21 protein-coding genes are annotated in these 17,141 nt (G+C 57.1%); 13 read left to right on the forward strand and 8 right to left on the reverse strand.

What is annotated here, in order from left to right; genetic code table 11:
• Positions 1–50: 50 nt before the first annotated feature.
• Positions 51–581, reverse strand: coding sequence for a D-glycero-beta-D-manno-heptose 1,7-bisphosphate 7-phosphatase (locus CFA77_RS04180; protein ID WP_206992386.1), 531 nt, complete (start codon positions 579–581; stop codon positions 51–53).
• A 143-nt stretch (positions 582–724) separates the two neighbouring features.
• On the opposite strand from CFA77_RS04180, the gene CFA77_RS04185 reads away from it, so the two are divergent.
• Positions 725–1,009 carry a hypothetical protein gene (locus CFA77_RS04185; RefSeq protein ID WP_206992387.1) on the forward strand — a complete coding sequence of 95 codons (285 nt, stop codon included), beginning with the start codon at positions 725–727 and terminating at the stop codon, positions 1,007–1,009.
• 46 nt (positions 1,010–1,055) lie between these two features.
• Here the strand turns inward: CFA77_RS04185 and CFA77_RS04190 are convergent, their stop codons facing one another.
• Entirely contained in the window at positions 1,056–2,309 is a 1,254-nt protein-coding gene (locus tag CFA77_RS04190; protein ID WP_206992388.1) for a TCR/Tet family MFS transporter, read from the reverse strand.
• Between the two features lie 115 nt (positions 2,310–2,424).
• Between CFA77_RS04190 and CFA77_RS04195 the strand changes: the two genes are divergently transcribed.
• Genes CFA77_RS04195 through CFA77_RS04205 form a run of 3 tightly spaced genes read left to right on the forward strand, consistent with a single transcriptional unit; the run spans position 2,425 to position 5,384 of the window.
• The gene (locus tag CFA77_RS04195; protein ID WP_206992389.1) at positions 2,425–3,054 is read left to right on the forward strand and encodes a GNAT family N-acetyltransferase; all 630 of its coding nucleotides are present in this window, start codon (positions 2,425–2,427) and stop codon (positions 3,052–3,054) included.
• Between the two features lie 54 nt (positions 3,055–3,108).
• Positions 3,109–3,672 carry a LemA family protein gene (locus CFA77_RS04200; protein ID WP_242517483.1) on the forward strand — a complete coding sequence of 188 codons (564 nt, stop codon included), beginning with the start codon at positions 3,109–3,111 and terminating at the stop codon, positions 3,670–3,672.
• Positions 3,669–5,384: a DUF2207 domain-containing protein gene (locus CFA77_RS04205; RefSeq protein ID WP_206992390.1), complete on the forward strand. Its 1,716-nt coding sequence runs from the start codon at positions 3,669–3,671 to the stop codon at positions 5,382–5,384. Before CFA77_RS04200 ends, CFA77_RS04205 begins: the two co-directional genes overlap by 4 nt.
• 3 nt (positions 5,385–5,387) lie before the next feature.
• Here the strand turns inward: CFA77_RS04205 and CFA77_RS04210 are convergent, their stop codons facing one another.
• Positions 5,388–6,569 carry a VWA domain-containing protein gene (locus CFA77_RS04210; protein ID WP_206992391.1) on the reverse strand — a complete coding sequence of 394 codons (1,182 nt, stop codon included), beginning with the start codon at positions 6,567–6,569 and terminating at the stop codon, positions 5,388–5,390.
• A 142-nt stretch (positions 6,570–6,711) separates the two neighbouring features.
• On the opposite strand from CFA77_RS04210, the gene CFA77_RS04215 reads away from it, so the two are divergent.
• From CFA77_RS04215 to CFA77_RS04235, 5 genes are read left to right on the forward strand one after another with little or no spacing between them, the layout of a single operon-like run.
• Positions 6,712–7,026, forward strand: coding sequence for a helix-turn-helix transcriptional regulator (locus CFA77_RS04215; RefSeq protein ID WP_206992392.1), 315 nt, complete (start codon positions 6,712–6,714; stop codon positions 7,024–7,026).
• Positions 7,019–7,441, forward strand: a complete 423-nt coding sequence (locus CFA77_RS04220; protein ID WP_206992393.1) for an SRPBCC domain-containing protein — start codon at positions 7,019–7,021, stop codon at positions 7,439–7,441. The genes CFA77_RS04215 and CFA77_RS04220 overlap by 8 nt, the downstream gene beginning before the upstream one ends.
• 46 nt (positions 7,442–7,487) lie before the next feature.
• Positions 7,488–8,240 (forward strand): hypothetical protein, encoded by a 753-nt coding sequence (locus tag CFA77_RS04225; protein ID WP_206992394.1) that lies wholly within the window; start codon positions 7,488–7,490, stop codon positions 8,238–8,240.
• A gap of 35 nt (positions 8,241–8,275) precedes the next feature.
• Entirely contained in the window at positions 8,276–9,181 is a 906-nt protein-coding gene (locus CFA77_RS04230) for a mechanosensitive ion channel family protein (protein WP_206992395.1), read from the forward strand.
• A gap of 55 nt (positions 9,182–9,236) precedes the next feature.
• Positions 9,237–9,989, forward strand: coding sequence for a DUF2270 domain-containing protein (locus CFA77_RS04235; protein WP_206992396.1), 753 nt, complete (start codon positions 9,237–9,239; stop codon positions 9,987–9,989).
• Positions 9,990–10,034: 45 nt separating this feature from the next.
• Here CFA77_RS04235 and CFA77_RS04240 read toward each other — a convergent pair whose 3' ends face one another.
• The gene (locus CFA77_RS04240) at positions 10,035–10,769 is read right to left on the reverse strand and encodes a YafY family protein (RefSeq protein ID WP_256434956.1); all 735 of its coding nucleotides are present in this window, start codon (positions 10,767–10,769) and stop codon (positions 10,035–10,037) included.
• 100 nt (positions 10,770–10,869) lie between these two features.
• Here CFA77_RS04240 and CFA77_RS04245 point away from each other — a divergent pair, with 100 nt between their 5' ends.
• Positions 10,870–11,226 carry a VOC family protein gene (locus tag CFA77_RS04245; protein ID WP_206992398.1) on the forward strand — a complete coding sequence of 119 codons (357 nt, stop codon included), beginning with the start codon at positions 10,870–10,872 and terminating at the stop codon, positions 11,224–11,226.
• An 86-nt stretch (positions 11,227–11,312) separates the two neighbouring features.
• Here CFA77_RS04245 and CFA77_RS04250 read toward each other — a convergent pair whose 3' ends face one another.
• From CFA77_RS04250 to CFA77_RS04260, 3 genes are all read right to left on the reverse strand, one after another.
• The gene (locus tag CFA77_RS04250) at positions 11,313–12,023 is read right to left on the reverse strand and encodes a hypothetical protein (RefSeq protein WP_206992399.1); all 711 of its coding nucleotides are present in this window, start codon (positions 12,021–12,023) and stop codon (positions 11,313–11,315) included.
• 66 nt (positions 12,024–12,089) lie between these two features.
• Positions 12,090–12,929: a hypothetical protein gene (locus tag CFA77_RS04255; RefSeq protein WP_206992400.1), complete on the reverse strand. Its 840-nt coding sequence runs from the start codon at positions 12,927–12,929 to the stop codon at positions 12,090–12,092.
• Between the two features lie 201 nt (positions 12,930–13,130).
• Positions 13,131–14,003, reverse strand: a complete 873-nt coding sequence (locus CFA77_RS04260; RefSeq protein ID WP_034816136.1) for a MoxR family ATPase — start codon at positions 14,001–14,003, stop codon at positions 13,131–13,133.
• Between the two features lie 394 nt (positions 14,004–14,397).
• Here CFA77_RS04260 and flbT point away from each other — a divergent pair, with 394 nt between their 5' ends.
• From flbT to CFA77_RS04275, 3 genes are read left to right on the forward strand one after another with little or no spacing between them, the layout of a single operon-like run.
• Positions 14,398–14,784 carry a flagellar biosynthesis repressor FlbT gene (gene flbT / locus CFA77_RS04265; protein WP_206992401.1) on the forward strand — a complete coding sequence of 129 codons (387 nt, stop codon included), beginning with the start codon at positions 14,398–14,400 and terminating at the stop codon, positions 14,782–14,784.
• Positions 14,785–14,795: 11 nt separating this feature from the next.
• A complete protein-coding gene (locus CFA77_RS04270) occupies positions 14,796–15,089 on the forward strand; it encodes a hypothetical protein (protein ID WP_034816140.1) in 294 nt (97 codons plus the stop codon).
• Between the two features lie 10 nt (positions 15,090–15,099).
• Positions 15,100–15,747 (forward strand): MarC family protein, encoded by a 648-nt coding sequence (locus CFA77_RS04275; RefSeq protein ID WP_206992402.1) that lies wholly within the window; start codon positions 15,100–15,102, stop codon positions 15,745–15,747.
• 3 nt (positions 15,748–15,750) lie between these two features.
• Here CFA77_RS04275 and CFA77_RS04280 read toward each other — a convergent pair whose 3' ends face one another.
• Entirely contained in the window at positions 15,751–17,028 is a 1,278-nt protein-coding gene (locus tag CFA77_RS04280) for a hypothetical protein (RefSeq protein WP_206992403.1), read from the reverse strand.
• Positions 17,029–17,141 lie beyond the last annotated feature (113 nt).

Below are 17,141 nucleotides of genomic sequence, written 5' to 3' on the forward strand. Positions count from 1 at the left end.
GCAAAGCCAGCCTTACCTTTGCGTAAACGGAACTCGGGGCGGCCCTTTTCCTACCCGCGATTGCCGTCTTCAAAACCTGCGAGGGTCCATTCGGCAAATTCAGCGAGATTTCCATCACGGAACAAGAAACCGGCTACGCCCGCCGCGCGCGCGGCGGCGATGTCGGTTTCCTTGTCACCGATGAGAAAACTCTGCTCTCGTTTGACTGGAAACTCGGACATCGCGGCCAGTAGCATGCCGGGATTGGGTTTCCGGTTGAAACTGGCCTTTCGGTAAGCTGGATTTTCCCCTTCCTCGTGGAAGGGGCAGTGATAGATCCGGTCGATGCGCGCGCCCTGCTGGGCCAGTTCGTCCAGCATCCACTCATGCAGTGTGTGCATGTCGGCTTCTGTGTAATAGTTGCGGGCGATACCAGATTGATTGGTAACCACGAAAACGAACCAGTTGCGCGCGTTAAACGCGGCGATGGCCTCGGCGGCGCCTGAAACCCATTCGAAATCCTCGATCCGGCTGACATACCCTTTGTCGACGTTAATCACGCCGTCGCGATCAAGGAAGAGGGCGGGGCGTGAGACGCTCATATGAGCGGTCTTTGCCCGCAGTCTCTCGCAGTTGCAACACTCTCATTTGTGGTAAATTTTCTGGACCTTGTGTCCGAAAGACGATTTCCTTCCGATTGGAGGGGTCGTCAGAGCCCCCCAAAATGCCTAAGGGAGGGCAAATTATGGAAAACATTATACCACTCATCCTGAGTGCTATTGGGGGTCTGGTGATCGGCCCGCTGGTTTCACGGCTAACCGGCGGTGGCGGCACAGGTGGACTGATCGGCGGAATTATCGGTGGCATTGGTGCGCACTACGGACTGGATGCAGCCAATATTCAGGTTCTGGGCGATGCCGCGGCCAGTTCAACCTCACCCATGAATATAATCAATACACTGCTGGAAGGCGGCGTGGGGGGCGGAATTGTCGGCATCCTCGCTGGCTTGGTCATGAAGCCGAAAGGCTGATCCATACCGAAATTCACGATGAAGCCGGCTCCGCTGTGGGTCGGCTTTATTCGTCTATTGGAAGCTTTTCCTTGTTGGCCTCGACCCCTCGCAGGAAGGGTATAATCGAAAACGCCGTCAGAATGCCTGCTAACAGAAACGCCGCGCCTGGAAAGTGTAACGGTGTGCCGGGTTCGGTGAAATAGAACAGTGCGCCAGCCATGATCATGGGGCCGAATATCATGGCGAAGGAGTTCAGGCTGGCTGACGCTCCTTGCAATTCTCCCTGGGCGTTCTTGGGCGTGACAGTGGACATGAGGGAGTTCAAGGTCGGGCTGGCTACCCCGCCAAGTGCTCCTAACGGGATGATCAGGAAAACGACCCAGCCGAGCCCGGCAAACGCATAGGCGAACAAGGCGAGCGCATTGATGATAATCCCGTAGAGCGTCGTCCTTACTGCACCGAAGCGTTTCAGCGCGATTCCGATCAGCCCGGCCTGGACGACAGCGGCGCCGAGCCCCACCAAGCCAAGCGACAAGCCGATTTCCTTCGGGGACCAGTCATATCGGATCTCGCCATGAATCGGCCAAGTCGATGGGTATACCGTGTGGGCGAGGAAAAACACGCCTGCCGAAACGAGAAACCAGGATACATGCGGCAGTTTCGAGAAATGCTTTACGGCTCCGAACGGATTGGAACGGGACGGGACAAACGGACGGCGGTGTTCTTCCTCCAGCGATTCCGGGAGGACAAAGAAGCCATAGCAGAAGTTCAACAAGGCCAGCGCCGCAGCAGCAAAGAAAGGCGCGCGTGGATCGAATTCACCCAGGATACCCCCCATGACCGGGCCAAAGATGAAACCAAAGCCGAAAGCGGCACCGACCATGCCAAAGGCTTTGCCGCGATTTTCCGGTTCAGTGACATCGGCAATGTAAGCATTGGCCGTTGAATAAGTTGCGCCGGAAATTCCCGAAAGGGCGCGCCCGAGGAAAAGCAACCAGATCGAATTTGCAAAACCCATAATCAGGAAATCGATAGAGAGCGTTGCGATCGAGGCGAGGAGTACGGGCCGGCGTCCAAACCGATCCGACAATGCCCCAAGCATCGGTCCGAACAGAAAGTTCATGAAGGCATATGTCGTGCCCAGCCCGCCTATATAGAGCGTGGCGCGTTCGGCTGAGATATTGCCAAGTTCCTGCACCAGTGTCGGCACGACAGGAATAATCAGGCCAAAAGCCAGCATGTCGATCGCGACCGTTATGATCACGAACATGAAGGCGTTCTTGCCATGGCGCCGAGTGGCAGGTGCAGAGTCAGTCATGCGCGCATCTGGCCGCAGCCGGGGGGGCGGTCAATGTGTTTATGCCCATAATGACAGGGGTTTATCGCCGCGTGAGCTCTTGTCGCACCTGTCCGCCTGTGGCCCAGTCTTTCGCATGACCGACTCTATTCCGATTACGCGGCGGAATGTATCGCCCGAGCGGGCCGAAGGTATTCGTGCGGGTTTGCGCGTAACAGAGACATTGGCAGACCAACCCAATACTTCCCGAATTGCCGTTCCCGCAGACGCGGCGAGTCTCTTTGCGCTGTTGTCGGACCCCGCCGTGCATGCGCCGATCTACACGCTGCCGCGCCCCCTTACCGAGGCAAGCACCTGCGCGTTCATCGAACAGCACCTCGAAGAGCGCGAAGCGGGCACTGGCCTCCTGTTCGTCCGTGCAGCCGAAGATGGGCAAATCCTCGGATACAGCGACGTGCAGGTCTGGCCAGACTTGGCGGCGGGTGAGCTCGGCGGCGCGTTGCACCCGTCGCAGCACGCCAAGGGTCAGGGAACGCGCGGCGCCATCGCGAGCTTCAACTGGATGTTTGAGGCGCTGGATCTCGATCTGCTGTGCGAGACGGCCAGCCTCGAAAACATCCCGACCCAGCGCATGCTGGATGGGCTGGGTTTTGCCCGCATGGGGGAAATCGTGAGCGTGCGACCAGACGGAACATCGCGCAGGTCCCTGGTCTGGGAGATGACTCGCGAGGACTGGCGCGCCCGGCATGGCGGTGGCCAGCCTTAACAGCGCCCGAAAGCGCAGTTAAGGATAAAGGAGACCAACTCGGAGGCCTTCGACGTGCTGACCTATCTCTTACTCGGCTTCGTGGCCGTCCTGATTGTGACTGGTGTCCTGATATACAACCGGCTCGTCAGTCGATCACAGATGGCGGACAATGGCTGGTCGGATATTGATGTGCAGCTGAAACGACGCGCCAATCTGATTCCCCAACTCGTGACCACGGTCAAAGGCTATGCCGCGCACGAGCGAGACCTCTTTGTAGAAGTTACGGAAAAGCGCGCGCAGGCTATGGCAGCGGGGGACGATCTCGCCAGTCGGGGTGCGGCAGAGAGCGCCCTGTCCCAACCAGTCGCGCGCCTGATGGCCATTGCCGAAGACTATCCGGACATGAAAGCCAGCGGCAACTTTCTCGAACTGCAGAGAGAATTGTCAGACACCGAGGACAAGATTGAAATGGCGCGCCGCTTCTACAATGGTGCCGTGCGCGAGTTGAACACGAGTGTTCAGAGTTTTCCGGCCAACCTGGTGGCCGGCCCGCTCGGGTTTCGGCAACGCGCCTATTTCGAAGTGGACATGGCCGATCGGGCATTGCCAGAGATCGACATGGGAGGCGTTTCATGAACGTTCGCGCGTTGCTCCTGTCCTTGATGGGGTGCCTGTTCGTATTCGGTGCGGTGGCCGAAGAAAAGATCGACAGTTTCGATGTTTCGATCTCCGTGGAGACTGATGGCGACATCGAGGTGTCCGAGACAATTCAGGTCACCTCCGAGGGCACACGTATCCGGCGTGGCATCTTCCGCGACCTGCCTCGATACTATGCCGATGACGAAGGGCTGACGGGCGACAAGCTGCCATACCAATATGATGTCAGGCGCGTGACCCGAGATGGACGTCGCGAGCCTTACTCAGTCGAGCGGGATGGCAATGCCTTCCGTATCCGGATTGGCGATGCCGACGTGTTTCTGCAGCATGGTAGCCATACTTACGAAATCGAGTATGAGGTGAAGAACCAGATTCGCTATTTCGAAACCCATGACGAGCTCTTTTGGAATGTGACCGGCAATTACTGGCTGTTCCCGATTGATCAGTCTGCAGTGCGCATCACCCTGCCAGAAGACGCGCGTACTGTATCGCAGGACGCGTATACCGGCGGGTTTGGCGATGTAGGCAGCGACTACGCCTACCGCCAAAGTGGTGGAGCGCATGTGTTTGAAGCCACGCGAGGTTTTCTGCCGGGGGAGGGGATGACCGTATCGCTCGGGCTGGAAAAGGGAGTGATCGAGCCTCTGTCCCTGTCGGACAAGGGTACGCTCTGGTGGTTCCGCTACGGGTCGCTTGGTTTGCTGATCGCCTCGTTTCTGGGCGTACTTACCTTCCTGACGCGCAGTTTCCGCAAGGTCGGCGAGGACCCACCCAAGGATCCGGTCTTTGCGCGGTATGAGCCGCCGAAAGGTTTGTCCCCTGCCGCTGTGCACCACATCTACTATCGCGGGCTGCGCGGGCATGGCGCCCTGATCTCCACGCTTATCAGTATGGGCGCGAAAGGCCTCGTCGATATCGATGCGTCTGAAAAGAAGTCAACCGTTCTGACTCGGAAGTCCGGCGTGTCCGCGACCCTGTCAGCTGACGAGAAGCAGCTTGACGACGATCTGTTTGATGGCGCGGGGACACGCACGCTGGGCGGCAAGTATGATGCAAGCTTCACCACAGCATATTCCCTGTTCCGAAAGTCGATTTCCCGGAAATATGGGAAGGCGTACTTCCGCTGGAACCTCGGCTATACGTTGGGCGCTGTTGTGCTGACGATTGCCGGCATTGCGCTGGCCGTTTCCCAAACCATCAACTGGTCATGGTGGCATATGGTCATCATCCTGGCGATGGCGGCCATGAATGGACTCTTCATGTATCTGATGCCAGCGCCAACGCCCAAGGGTCAGAAGGTGCGAACAGAGATTGAAGGCTTCAAACTGTATATGGAGAAAGCCGAGAAGTGGCAGATGAATTCAGTGGAGGTTGGCAGTGATGCCCCACCTCCGATGAGCGTTGAGCGCTACGAACGGTTCCTGCCTTATGCTGTGGCGCTCGATGTGGAAAAGCCGTGGACGAAGTATTTTGAGAAGACGCTGCCCACCGAGGCCGCCAACTATTCGCCGGCATGGGGACATTTCGGCAGTCGCTCTTTCGGCAGTGTCGGTGGCATGAATGATGCCATCATGTCGAGCATGAGTACGGGCGTCAGCAGCTCTCTGCCACAAAGCTCCAGCTCCTCGGGCAGCGGAGGTGGCGGCTTTTCTGGAGGCGGCGGCGGTGGCGGTGGTGGTGGAGGCTGGTAAGCCCTAGCGGCTGAGTTCCTTCATGGCCTCGTCAAGACCATCCAGCGTAAGTTCAAACATGCGGTGGTCACCAATCAGTTCCCGGATCAGCTTGATGGAACCAGTATATTCCCAAGCGCCTTCCTTGACCGGGTTCAACCAGACAAGGTTCGGATAGCGTTCAACAAAGCGCTGAATCCAGATGCCGCCAGCTTCCTCATTCCAATGCTCCACCGAGCCGCCGGAATAGGTGATCTCATACGGGCTCATCGTGGCGTCGCCAACGACGATGACCTTGTAGTCGCTTGGGTATTTATTCAGGACATCCCAAGTGGGAATGCGATTGTTCATACGGCGGCGATTGTCCTTCCACAGCCCTTCATAGGGGCAGTTGTGAAAGTAATAATATTCAAGATTTTTGATCTCGGACCGAGCCGCCGAAAAGAGTTCTTCCATGATGCGGACATACGGGTCCATTGATCCGCCCACGTCGAGCAGCAGCAGGACCGATACCGTGTTGCGCTTTTCCGCGCGCATCTCGATGTCGAGATAGCCTTTGCGCGCAGTGTTGCGGATCGTCTGGTCAAGGTCGAGTTCATCCGGCGCGCCTTTGCGTGCCCATTTGCGCAGCCGCTTCATGGCGACCTTGATGTTCCGTGTACCGAGTTCGACGGAATCATCGTAATTCTTGAATTCGCGCTTGTCCCATACTTTCACGGCGCGGCGGTGACGGGATTTCTCCTGCCCAATGCGGACGCCTTCAGGATTGTAGCCATTCGCGCCGAAGGGCGAGGTGCCGCCGGTGCCGATCCATTTATTGCCGCCCTCATGTCGCTTCTTCTGCTCGTCGAGACGTTTTTGCAGCGTTTCCATCAGTTTTTCGAAGCCGCCCATGGCTTCGATTTCGTCCATTTCTTCCTTGCTGAGGAATTTCTCGGACATCTTGCGCAGCCATTCCTCGGGAATGTCTTCGACGTCCACTGCGTCGGCCAGACTGTCGAGCCCCTTGAAGGCATGGCCAAAGACCTTGTCGAATTTGTCGATATTGCGCTCGTCCTTCACCAGCGCGGCGCGGGAGAGGTAATAGAAATCCTCCACGTCCATATCGATGACCTGTTTGTCCATCGCCTCCATCAACAGAAGGTATTCCTTCAGGGTGACGGGCACTTTGGCTTCGCGCAGCTCATTGAAGAAGTTCAGGAACATGGGCGGGTCTCTTCGATTGGGTTGACCCTGAAGATAGCGTCGCGAAGTCCTCATGTCCAAGATGACGCTGGGAAAAGCAAATTGACGACTTGACGTGAAACCATTTGGTTCCCTATAAAGGGAAACTGAAAGGTTTCATAATATGTCTGACGAAGATGTCTTCCGCGCCATTGCTGATCCAACCCGCCGACAGATCATGTCGATGCTGGCGGACGGTGAATTGCGCGTCTCTGATATTGCCAGCCAGTTCGAGATGAGCCGGCCAGCGGTATCCAAACACCTTGCTCAACTGGAGTCGGCCGATCTCATCATGGTCGAGCGCCAAGGCAGGGAAGCGATCAATCGACTCAATCCGGAAGGACTGAAACCCGTTGCGGAATGGCTGACCTTCTTCAGTCAGTTCTGGGACGACAAGCTCGCCAAACTGAAACAGGCTGTGGAGGGATCCGATGACTGACGCCACACTTACAAAAACTATTTTCATCAATGCCGCGCCGGAGCGCGTCTGGACTTATCTCGTCGAGCCTGACAAGCTCGCCCGCTGGTTCCATGAATCCGATAAAATGCTGGACGCAGGCCAGGACTACGCCTTGCTGCGAGAGAACAAGGATAAACCGGATCCGAAGATGTGCTGGGGACGGGTTCTCGTGTCCGAACCGCCGCACAGGCTGGTCTACACCTTTACGCACGCTTTTCTCGGTGGCCATGAAACTGAAGTGGCGTGGCAGCTGGAAGAGGCCTTCGGCGGGACGAAACTCACGCTTGTTCACTCCGGCTTTGAGGCGTTCGCCGGCGACGTGTTCGATATGCTTACAAGCCATGACAAGGGTTGGGACCAACATTTTACCCGCCTGCGGGTGGTGGCTTCTTGAGTGACGCACTCATGCTCGGTTCAGCTGGATTTGCTAATCAGTCCCCATGAAAGCGATGATCGTAGTAGTCTTGATTGGCCTCACCTTGTTTGAGACGGGGCCCGCAAATGCGCTGGACGGCCAGTCTTGCGAGGGGGCTGAAGAGACAGCCTGCATGCTCGACGCGATATGGTCAGCTGCCTCTGTTCTGCCGTCAGACAAACAGACTCGGTTGGCGCGGCCCTTTCTGGAAGTCGTTTCCATGAGCCGTGATGTTGCGTTGAAACGCGCTTGGAGATCTCGACTCGCGGTGCCTGAGCCGCGCCAAACGACTGACACGCCTTATGCGACGGAGAAAGCCCGGATGGCGCTGGCCGAGGGCGACTGGGATGCTTTTCTCCAGGATGCCCGTTCTGGAGGGCGCCCCTTCAATATTGGCAGGCCCGAGATCATGGCCGCCGGTGCGCGTCTGGCTCCGAATGAGACGGTACGACGCCGCGTGATCGAGACAATGTACGAGCTGGCTGGGCCACGCCAGCGCGCGTCCGGGCTCGACCGGTCGTTCGAACAGGCAGACTTCGGATATGCGTTGGCTGAACTTGCCATGGAGGCCTGCGACTTGGCGGAGTTTGATCGCGCGGTCGCGCTGACGGCGGATCCGGACTCGCTGCGCTATGCGTTGTGGCGACATCGGATTACGGGAAATGCCGGTGTCCTGGCCAGTCGTATCCGGCGTGAGGCGGATGCAGATGACACCCACCATGTTCGTACCGCGCTGGAGGGCTATGGTGCCATCCTTCAGAGGGGTTATTGCCCCTAGCGGGAACTCGAGGCTTGTCAGCGCGTTGAAAGCCCATGGAATTTACTCCCATTGAGGATTTGAAGACTGAAGTCGAAAGCATGGCTTCCGCCTTCTTTAAAAGCTTGCCGAACCTGACCATTGCGTTGGCGATACTCGTCGTGACGCTGATCGCGGGTCGCGTCGTGCGGGCTATCGTATCCGCTGCCATGACGCGCGCTCATGTGCGCGACGCGCTAATCACGCTGGCACGAAATCTCATTTCCATTGCCGCGTGGATTGTCGGCGTCGCCATTGCGATGACGGTCATCTTTCCGTCTGTGTCTCCCTCCGACATTATTGCCGGCCTTGGATTGACCTCCGTGGCGATCGGCTTCGCGTTCAAGGATGTCTTCGAGAATTTTCTCGCTGGCGTCATTATCCTTGGCCGGGAAAAGCTGCGCATTGGCGACGTGATCGAATGCGAGGACGTCTACGGTCGGGTAGAAAATATTCTCATCCGCGAAACTCATGTACGAGAGACCGACGGCGAATTGGTGATCGTACCAAATTCCTATCTCTTCAAGAACCCCGTGAATATTGAGACAGATCGCGGGTTGAAACGTCAGGAACTGGTTGTTGGCGTCGATTACGACACCGATATGCGTCAGGCGAAAGCGGTACTGCAAGAGGCGCTTGAGGCTTGCGAGACCGTAAAACAATCCGAGACCAAGGACGTGCAATGCGTCTCCTTCGGCGGCTCCTCAATAGACTTCAAGCTGCTCTGGTGGTCCGGCAGCCGCCCGGCAGAGCAACGGGAAACTTATGATGAAGTCGCCTTTGCCGTGAAGGATGCACTGGATGAGGCTGGCATTACCATACCGTTCCCTCAATCGACCCTGTCTTTCCGAGAAGAGTCTGTGCCGATCCCATTGAGGACAATGCGCGACGAAAAACAGGCATCATTGAACGAGGACAGCTGAGTCCGGGGCGCTTTGCCTCTTGGCGGGGCGGAGACTCCCGCCATAGAATGCCAAAATGAGCGATATCGAATTCTCCGAAGATCCGGACGGCGACCCGCCAGAAGCTATTGTTGGCAGCAAGGAGGTCGGCGCGTTGGCGCACCTCTATCGCGCCGAAGTCTATCGCTCGACCATTTGGCGACAACGTCTCGACCAGACCACCAACTGGGCCGTGATCTCCACCGGCATCGGTCTATCCGTCTCATTTGCCAGTGATCGTGCCTCTCCCTTTCCGATCGTACTCGTCGGCGCGCTGTGCATCATGTTCCTGATACTCGAGGCGCGTCGCTACCGTTTCTTCTATGTGTGGCGCTTCCGGGCGCGTGTGCTTGAGATCGCGTTTTACGTACCGATGTTGCGCGGGAAAGGGGCTCGCATTCCGCTCGACCGGGGCACGGCGCTGTCGGATGATTACGAAAAGCCGCAATACCGAATATCAATGCCCCGCGCGATCGGGCGGCGTCTGCGCCGTAATTATGGCTGGATCTTCGCCATTCAGGGCGCAGCCTATTTCGCCAAGATCGCCATCCACCCCACGGATGTGCTGACGCTCGGCGAGTTCGTCCGTCGTGCGCATATCGGACCTATTCCGGGACTTGTCTCCATCGTCTTTGGACTGGCCTTCCACGCGGCCTGGATGACGCTTGCCTGGAAAACCTGGTTCGACGAACGCCAGGACAAGACCAAGATGGCCGACTTTCTGAAAAGCCGCGAAGACGTAAACCGCCGGGCAAAGGCAGAGCCGCTGGGCGAGATCACGCAGGACTAGATGTGTCGCTTTCTCGTCATGGGACGTCCCGGCCTTACATGCCGATCACATGATGAACTCGTTTCCCTGCAGTGACAGTGGGAACTTGTCCTTTGATAGCAGTTTGAAGCGTTTGCCAGTGATTGCTGCCGCGAGCATCCGGTCGCAACGGAATGTGCGGGGTGAATCGCGCATATGGTCGAACGCAACAACGTACCAGACCGGATATTTCAACAAGAGATAGTGCGGTTCAATCAGTCGCTTAGAGGTTACGCCATCTTCTCGATGATATCCTATTTCCAGCGTTTCCTGATCAACGAACGCTTGATGCAGAGCGTGAACGACAGCTTTCGGTGGAGCTTTGACACTTGCTTGGACGTAAGTCGACGCTGTGACACCCACCAGGATTCTGGATTTGAGACGATCTATATCCTCGCGCTTTGCAGGTGAGAAAGAGGCCACCAGTTGCCGCCTGACTGAGTCGAGATTTGCCAGAAACATGGGTGAGTTCATCCGCTCTGCGACGGCTATGCTAATCAACAGGTCGACGGCCTCAATATAAGTGAGGTTTATCCGGCCGACACCCCATTCTCGGTTTAGGCGCACGCCACCGCCACGCCCTCGGTCTGCGTCAATCTGCATGCCTTGGTCCCGCATGAGGGACAGGTCCCGCGTTATGGTTCGCTCGCTCACCCCGTGTTGGTGTGCCAGGTCTTTGACCGTGCAGTGCGCATATTGTTTCAAATGTACGGCCAGTAACTCCAACCGTCGCAGTCGATTCGTCGCGTTCGTTCTCACCATAAAAGAAATACGACATAAAGTGTCGTATTACTCAATAGGAGGGGGTCAACACGAACCGCAAGCAAAGTCGCCACAAGTTAGGTGTAGAGGAGATCGCAACATGAAGATGAACTATTTCGTCGTCGGAACAAATGACATGTCCGCTTCCATGGGTTTTTACGGGCCTCTTCTTGACGGGGCCGGTCTGAACCAGTTTTCTCCGGCAGACAGGATGACTTATTGGTTGAGCGAAGACTTCGCATTTGCGGTGGCCCTTCCTTTTGACCAACAACCTGCCAGCGTCGGTAACGGGACCATGGTTGGCTTCAATGTCGGGAGCGCTGAAGAAGTCAGACGGGTTCACGCACGGGCGATCAAACTTGGTGGCACTTGCGAAGGTCGACCTGGCCAGCGTGGACCGCGATATTCGGCCTATGTCAGGGACCTGGACGGCAATAAGCTTTGCTTTTCGGATTGAACAGCGGCGAAGACGTGATCCGCCGGGAAAGACAGAGCCGCTCGGCGAGATCGCACGGATTAGGACGTTCAGGCTGTTACAGCGATTTATTCGTCACTTGGGTGAAGCAATTTCCCCAGATAGGTGCCGGGTTGGCCGGACATGCTGCTACGTTCCAGAATGAGCACTTCGGCCACTGCCATCTGAAGCTCAGTGATGTCTGCTCCGGTTTGACTGCCCGTTGCACGAATCTTGAAGTGCCAAGGTCCAATCATGTCTGTTGCAACGGCAGCCGTGCCTGTCGAGATATCGAACATGAAGCAAGGCGTTTTTCCAACTTCGATCGTTGTGTCGCCTCCCTCCGTAATCATGGCATCGCTCAGGCCAGCCATCAGGTCGATATGGGTGGTGCAGGATCGGCTTTCTTCTTTGAGATAGTTCGCGTGGGGAAAGGCTTGCATGATCGCATCGCCTGCCACTTGAGCAGCGCTTTGCGCGGTCTTCAGGTCGTCATGCTGATAGAAGTAGACTGTGAGTGTGGTGCCATCGCTGCGACCATATTGGCAGGCCACATCCGATCCGTCCGCATTGAATACTGAAGTCTCGCGAAATTCGAAATCGGCTAATTGAGCGGGACATCGGCCTTTGCTGGCAGGGTGCCAGACACCGCCCTCATCCAAAGAAAGAAAAATATCTTCACCCGCGTCATGCATCGTGACGGGGCTGGGCGTACTGCCGCTATCCGGGTGGCCTTGGGTCGCGCAAGCCGCCATGAAGAGACAGCTTGCAATTGATATTGCGAGTGACTGGAAACGCATAAATTTTCTCACTTTGATTGAAGTGGCGTGCCACGAGTTCATCGAGTCGATGAAACACTCGAATTATTAGGGTGTCTCTGCGGACGGCATCGCTGGCGAAGATGCGGTAATTGCGCCGACAGATACATACCCGTCAAAATTCGGCACATCGCCAGGATAGGCGGGTTGTTTTTCCGGGCCCACTGCCATCGAGTCGGCCACATTATTCATCGCGTTTGTCTTAAACACATCCGTTATGCGGGCCTCTCCGTTGGTTTTGCTCCAGGATGTTCCCCCGTCGTGGAGAACTATCAGGGAAATCGAGTCCGGAACGAGCATGGCCATGAGTTGGACGCCGGGTAGCCCTGTTAGTTCTGCTTTTCTGGCGTGGACGTTACCTACCAGCACAATCGTGCGATCGAAGCCTTCGGATTCTGTGCGAATGATCTCGGCCAATCCGTCCTCTCCCATTTGCTGTATCTTGGTTGGAGGCTGTTCGGCGAGCCATGCAGCAAGTTTTTCGGGCGAATCCATCTCTGGCCATCCTACCATTTGAGCCATGGGACGAATGGTAAGGGCCCGCCCGCTCTGGCGCAGTTCAATCAGCGATTCCATCATTTCCAATATGGCCTCGCTAGCTCGGCCATCCGTACTGGCCCAATGTTTTGACATTTTGGAGAGAAGTTCTGCGCGCGGGTCGTCGGCATCGGATGCAGCGGCGAATGCGTCTGCGTAACTTGCATCAATTTCCAGGAGCACCAGCGTCTTGCCGCCCCGCGCCGAAGCGGCGCAGACATAGCGGGCAAAAGTATCCGGAATTTCATTAGTGCCGTGGGTCTCGCCGAAGATCAGTACTCTGGCTTCTGCTGCGGTGGCGACCTGTTCCCAGCCGATGGGCGCTCCGCAGTTTGCTGTTGCTTGGTCCATTATTGAGGTTGGATGATTTACACATGCGGCCAGTGCAATACAGGCCGATCCGAACGCCGTTCGTCTGACGTCAGCTAGCATGGCATCCTCCTAAATCTGAAATGATACAATGTATCAATTTCAGATGGATGGCAAATGCTCCCTTAGGGGGTGCTATCCCAGAGTTCTATGTTCGGAAAGGTCGACTTAACTGGTCTGTGGTCAGCCAGCCGGGCCCCTGCGGCCTCCGCTGCTGTCGCCGCGACGGGCGAGGAAGGCGAGGCGTTCGAACAAGGCGACGTCCTGTTCGTTCTTCAGCAGCGCGCCATGAAGCGGTGGCGTCAGACGGTCCGGGTCAGTTTCCTGCAGCGTTTCGAGGTCGATATCCTCATTCATCAGAAGTTTGAGCCAGTCGAGCAATTCCGATGTCGACGGCTTCTTCTTCACACCCGGCAATTCGCGCATGGCGTAAAAGGTCGTCAACGCGTCCTTGACCAGTTTCTTCTTGATGTCCGGGAAGTGCACGTCGACGATTTCCTGCATCGTCTCTTCGTCCGGGAATTTGATGAAGTGGAAGAAACAGCGGCGCAGGAAAGCGTCCGGCAGTTCTTTCTCATTGTTCGATGTGATGATCACGATCGGGCGCTGAAGGGCCTTCACCGTCTGGTCGGTCTCGTAGACATAGAACTCCATCCGGTCGAGTTCCTGCAGAAGATCGTTCGGGAATTCGATGTCGGCCTTGTCGATCTCGTCGATCAGCAGGATCGGGCGCTTCTCGGCGGTGAACGCCTCCCACAGCTTGCCCTTCTTGATGTAGTTCGCCACGTCCTTGGCGCGCTCTTCGCCCATCTGGCCATCGCGCAGGCGAGACACGGCATCATATTCATAAAGACCCTGGCTCGCCTTGGTGGTGGACTTGATATGCCATTCGATGAGTTCGGCGCCGAGCGCCTTGGCGACTTCAATGGCGAGGACCGTTTTGCCGGTGCCGGGTTCCCCCTTGATCAGGAGCGGACGCTCCAGAGCGATCGCGGCATTGACGGCCACTTTCAAATCTTCGGTGGCGACGTAATCCTGGGTGCCTTCAAAGCGCATGAACTCTTCCTCATCTGGGTCTGATCCAACAATAGTGTCGCGGAAGTCAGGAGCAAGCGCTTACGTGGCGAAAGGCCTGTCACCGCAGTGCAGCATCGAAATCATTTCTGCCGGTTTCGTGAGTGTGGTAAAAGGGAATGGCCATGCGTGCCGCCGCAGTGCCTCAAGCTTCAGATGAGCGCCGCGCCGGGTTTGGTTGGGTTGTCCGAGAGGACCATGACGGACCGGATTTGACGCAGGCCGTATGATCCTATGCATATGGGAAACGGGCGCATGGCACACTTCCAAGCGTGCAGTTGATTGTTTTCATTCGACCCGGCTAACCGGATCGCAATCAAGCGTTAACGCCTTTCTGCAAATTTTACCGAAATCTGCAGGAGTGGAATCAGACGCCATGCCATTGAAGCTGTCCCTCAAACCGGGCGAAACATTCGTGGTGAACGGCGCGGTTGTCAGAAATGGCGATCGGCGCGGCGTTCTCCTGCTCGAAAATCGCGCCCGTGTCCTGCGTGAGAAAGATATTTTGCGCCCGAATGATGCGACCACTCAGGCAGGCCGCACCTATTTCGCCATTATGCAAATGTATCTGCTGGGAGAGGTCGATGGCCCGGCCTATGCGCAGACCGCGGAAGCTCTGGCCGGGCTGCTTGCGGCGTGTGATTGCGATGAGGATCGCGATGCAGTCTTGGAAATTTCGGCTGATGTTGCCAGTTCAAGCCTTTATCGCGCGCTGAGCCGTTGCCGCAAACTCATGACGGCTGACGCGCGAGGCGCGGAGTGATGGGGAGTGTGATGCGTATCGATCCCATCCCCGACACCAAGCCGGTCTCCCTCGAAGAGGGGATATCGCTATTGGAAGCCGGGCAGGGCGAAGGCCTTGTTGTCGATCTCGGCAATGGGCGTACCGCCAGTGCTGACGGGCATCGCGGAACCGACGGCCTACTCCAGAGGTTGCGCGGTCACCGCATGATGCTCTCGCTCGCGACTGGCGGCGCAGACCTTTCCCGCTTTGAAGGCCTGAATGACTCAGTGATCGTTGCGCCGCTCGTGCAGGAAATCCTCGACGCAACGGGTCAAAAGGACTAGGTCGGCGCCCATGAGCGCAGACCTTCTCTCCCTATTTACCGCGACATTTGTCACTTTCTTCGTGCTGATCGATGCATTGGGGGTCGCACCTGTGTTTGCGACGCTTACGGCGGGCGGCGACGCCGCCTATCGGCGAAGGATGGCGGTGAAGTCCATCATCGTGGCCACGATCATCATTTACGGTTTTGCGTTTGGTGGATCCTGGTTGCTCGGCGCAATGCATATTTCCATTGATGCGTTTCGGGCGGCTGGCGGCATTCTGCTGTTCATGATCGCACTGGACATGGTGTTCGAGAAGCGCACCGAGCGGCGCGAACACCGGGCCGAAGAGCATCTCGGTACGCACTCCGCCGATCCCGAGCCGGACGACATTTCGGTATTCCCGCTGGGGATTCCCATGGTGGCAGGCCCCGGTTCCATTGCAACCGCCATGTTCTACATGTCGGACAAGTCGGACTGGATCGAGAAGGGGGTCGTGTTGTCGGCGATTGGACTCAACCTCCTGCTGACGCTGGTGATATTTCTGATTGCCGGGCCGCTGGTGCGTCTCATGGGCGCGAGTGTTGCCGGGGCACTTACACGAATCCTGGGCGTCATCCTTGCGGCGCTTTCGGTACAGCTTCTGATCGACGGCATTCGCGGCGCGTTCAATCTGTAGGGATCAGATGCCGGAGGGCTCTACGCTCTTCTTCGGCAGCCGGACGTTCCGTCGGAAGGTCGCAATCATCACATAGAGCAGGGCGAGACCGGATGCGGTCAGCCCCATCACCTGCAACATCAGTTGTTGCGTCCATTTGATTCCGGTGTCGGCGATCCGCAGCGCGCCAGGACCATCCTGCTTGACCAGGGCAACGGACCGGTCTCCGCCAGCTTCCGCGAGCAAGCGCGCGCGCCGCAAGTCTGAACTGTCTTTCACATGTTCAATCAAAGTGATGGCCGCCGGTGTGCTGGTCAGCATGCCAATACGATCGATCTGGGCCAGGTCCTTTTCGAGCTGCTGCAGGCCGCCCGCATCAATGGAGTTGAGATAAGCACTCCGTACCCGGTCTACGCGGACACTTGTCGTGGCCAGCTCACCGAGCGATTCTTCCAGGGCTGGTCGCAACACAGTGTCGGGCAGGGCATCATTCAGCCGGCTCTTCATGTAAGCGGTGAATTCGGGTGTCATGCGCCGTGCCCTGCGCGCGGACTTCAGGATCGAGGCGGCCCGTACATTGCCGTCCGACACACCATCAGACCCCTCCTCGCCGATCAGGGCGAGCGCCGTGATCTTCAGCGTAATGGGATCAACCCGGTCGCCCTTCAGCCAGCGTTCGGAATTGTTGGCGAGATCAGAAAAGCTGCCCAGCAGCACAAACCGGCGGTCTGAGGGTCGCGTATTGCCCCATACGGTCACTTCAGGTTCTTCGTTTGGCACATCGGCATCCTGCGTATCGGCGGGATCGTCGGAGGCCTCTTCTTCCTCCACGATACTTGTGGAAGAGGGCGTGTTTCTTGGGCCGGCGGATGCCTGTGCCTTTTCGAACTTCAGGCCGATATCAAGAGGTAATTTACGGAGCGCGGCCGCGGCCATCCGGTCATCCGGACGGTCCAGCTTCACACCGCTGGAGTCAGCTTCGAGTTCGCGCACCGATTCCCGATCAAGCATTTGCGGCGCCGCCAGGAGGAAGCCGCGTGCTGCCGCAACATCCATATCCATCAGTTCACGTTCAACGATGTCGTGCCAGAATTTGTACTTGTCGCCGCCATTGCGGGGGGCGATTGACGCAAACGTTTCGTCAATGTTGCGACGGGTCTGATCAATCGATTCAATAGTGGGGGACTCTGAAAAACTCTCGCCAGAGAATGCCATGGCAAGACTTTGCGCAGCAATCACCGGCATGAGGATCAGCAGTGAGTTGAACACTACTGCCTGCATCCAGCCGGACGACTTATCCATAGTTTTCCGGCGTCGGGCCATCTACGCTGAAACCAGTGCATCAGTTGTGTTTTAGACAGGCGTTTATAGAGCGCGTCGTCGTCAGAAAGATCAAGTCCCGGCCTGTAAATTGC

The sequence above is a fragment of the Hyphomonas sp. KY3 genome, from assembly GCF_017309975.1.
In the GTDB taxonomy this organism is placed as follows: Bacteria; Pseudomonadota; Alphaproteobacteria; order Caulobacterales; family Hyphomonadaceae; genus Hyphomonas.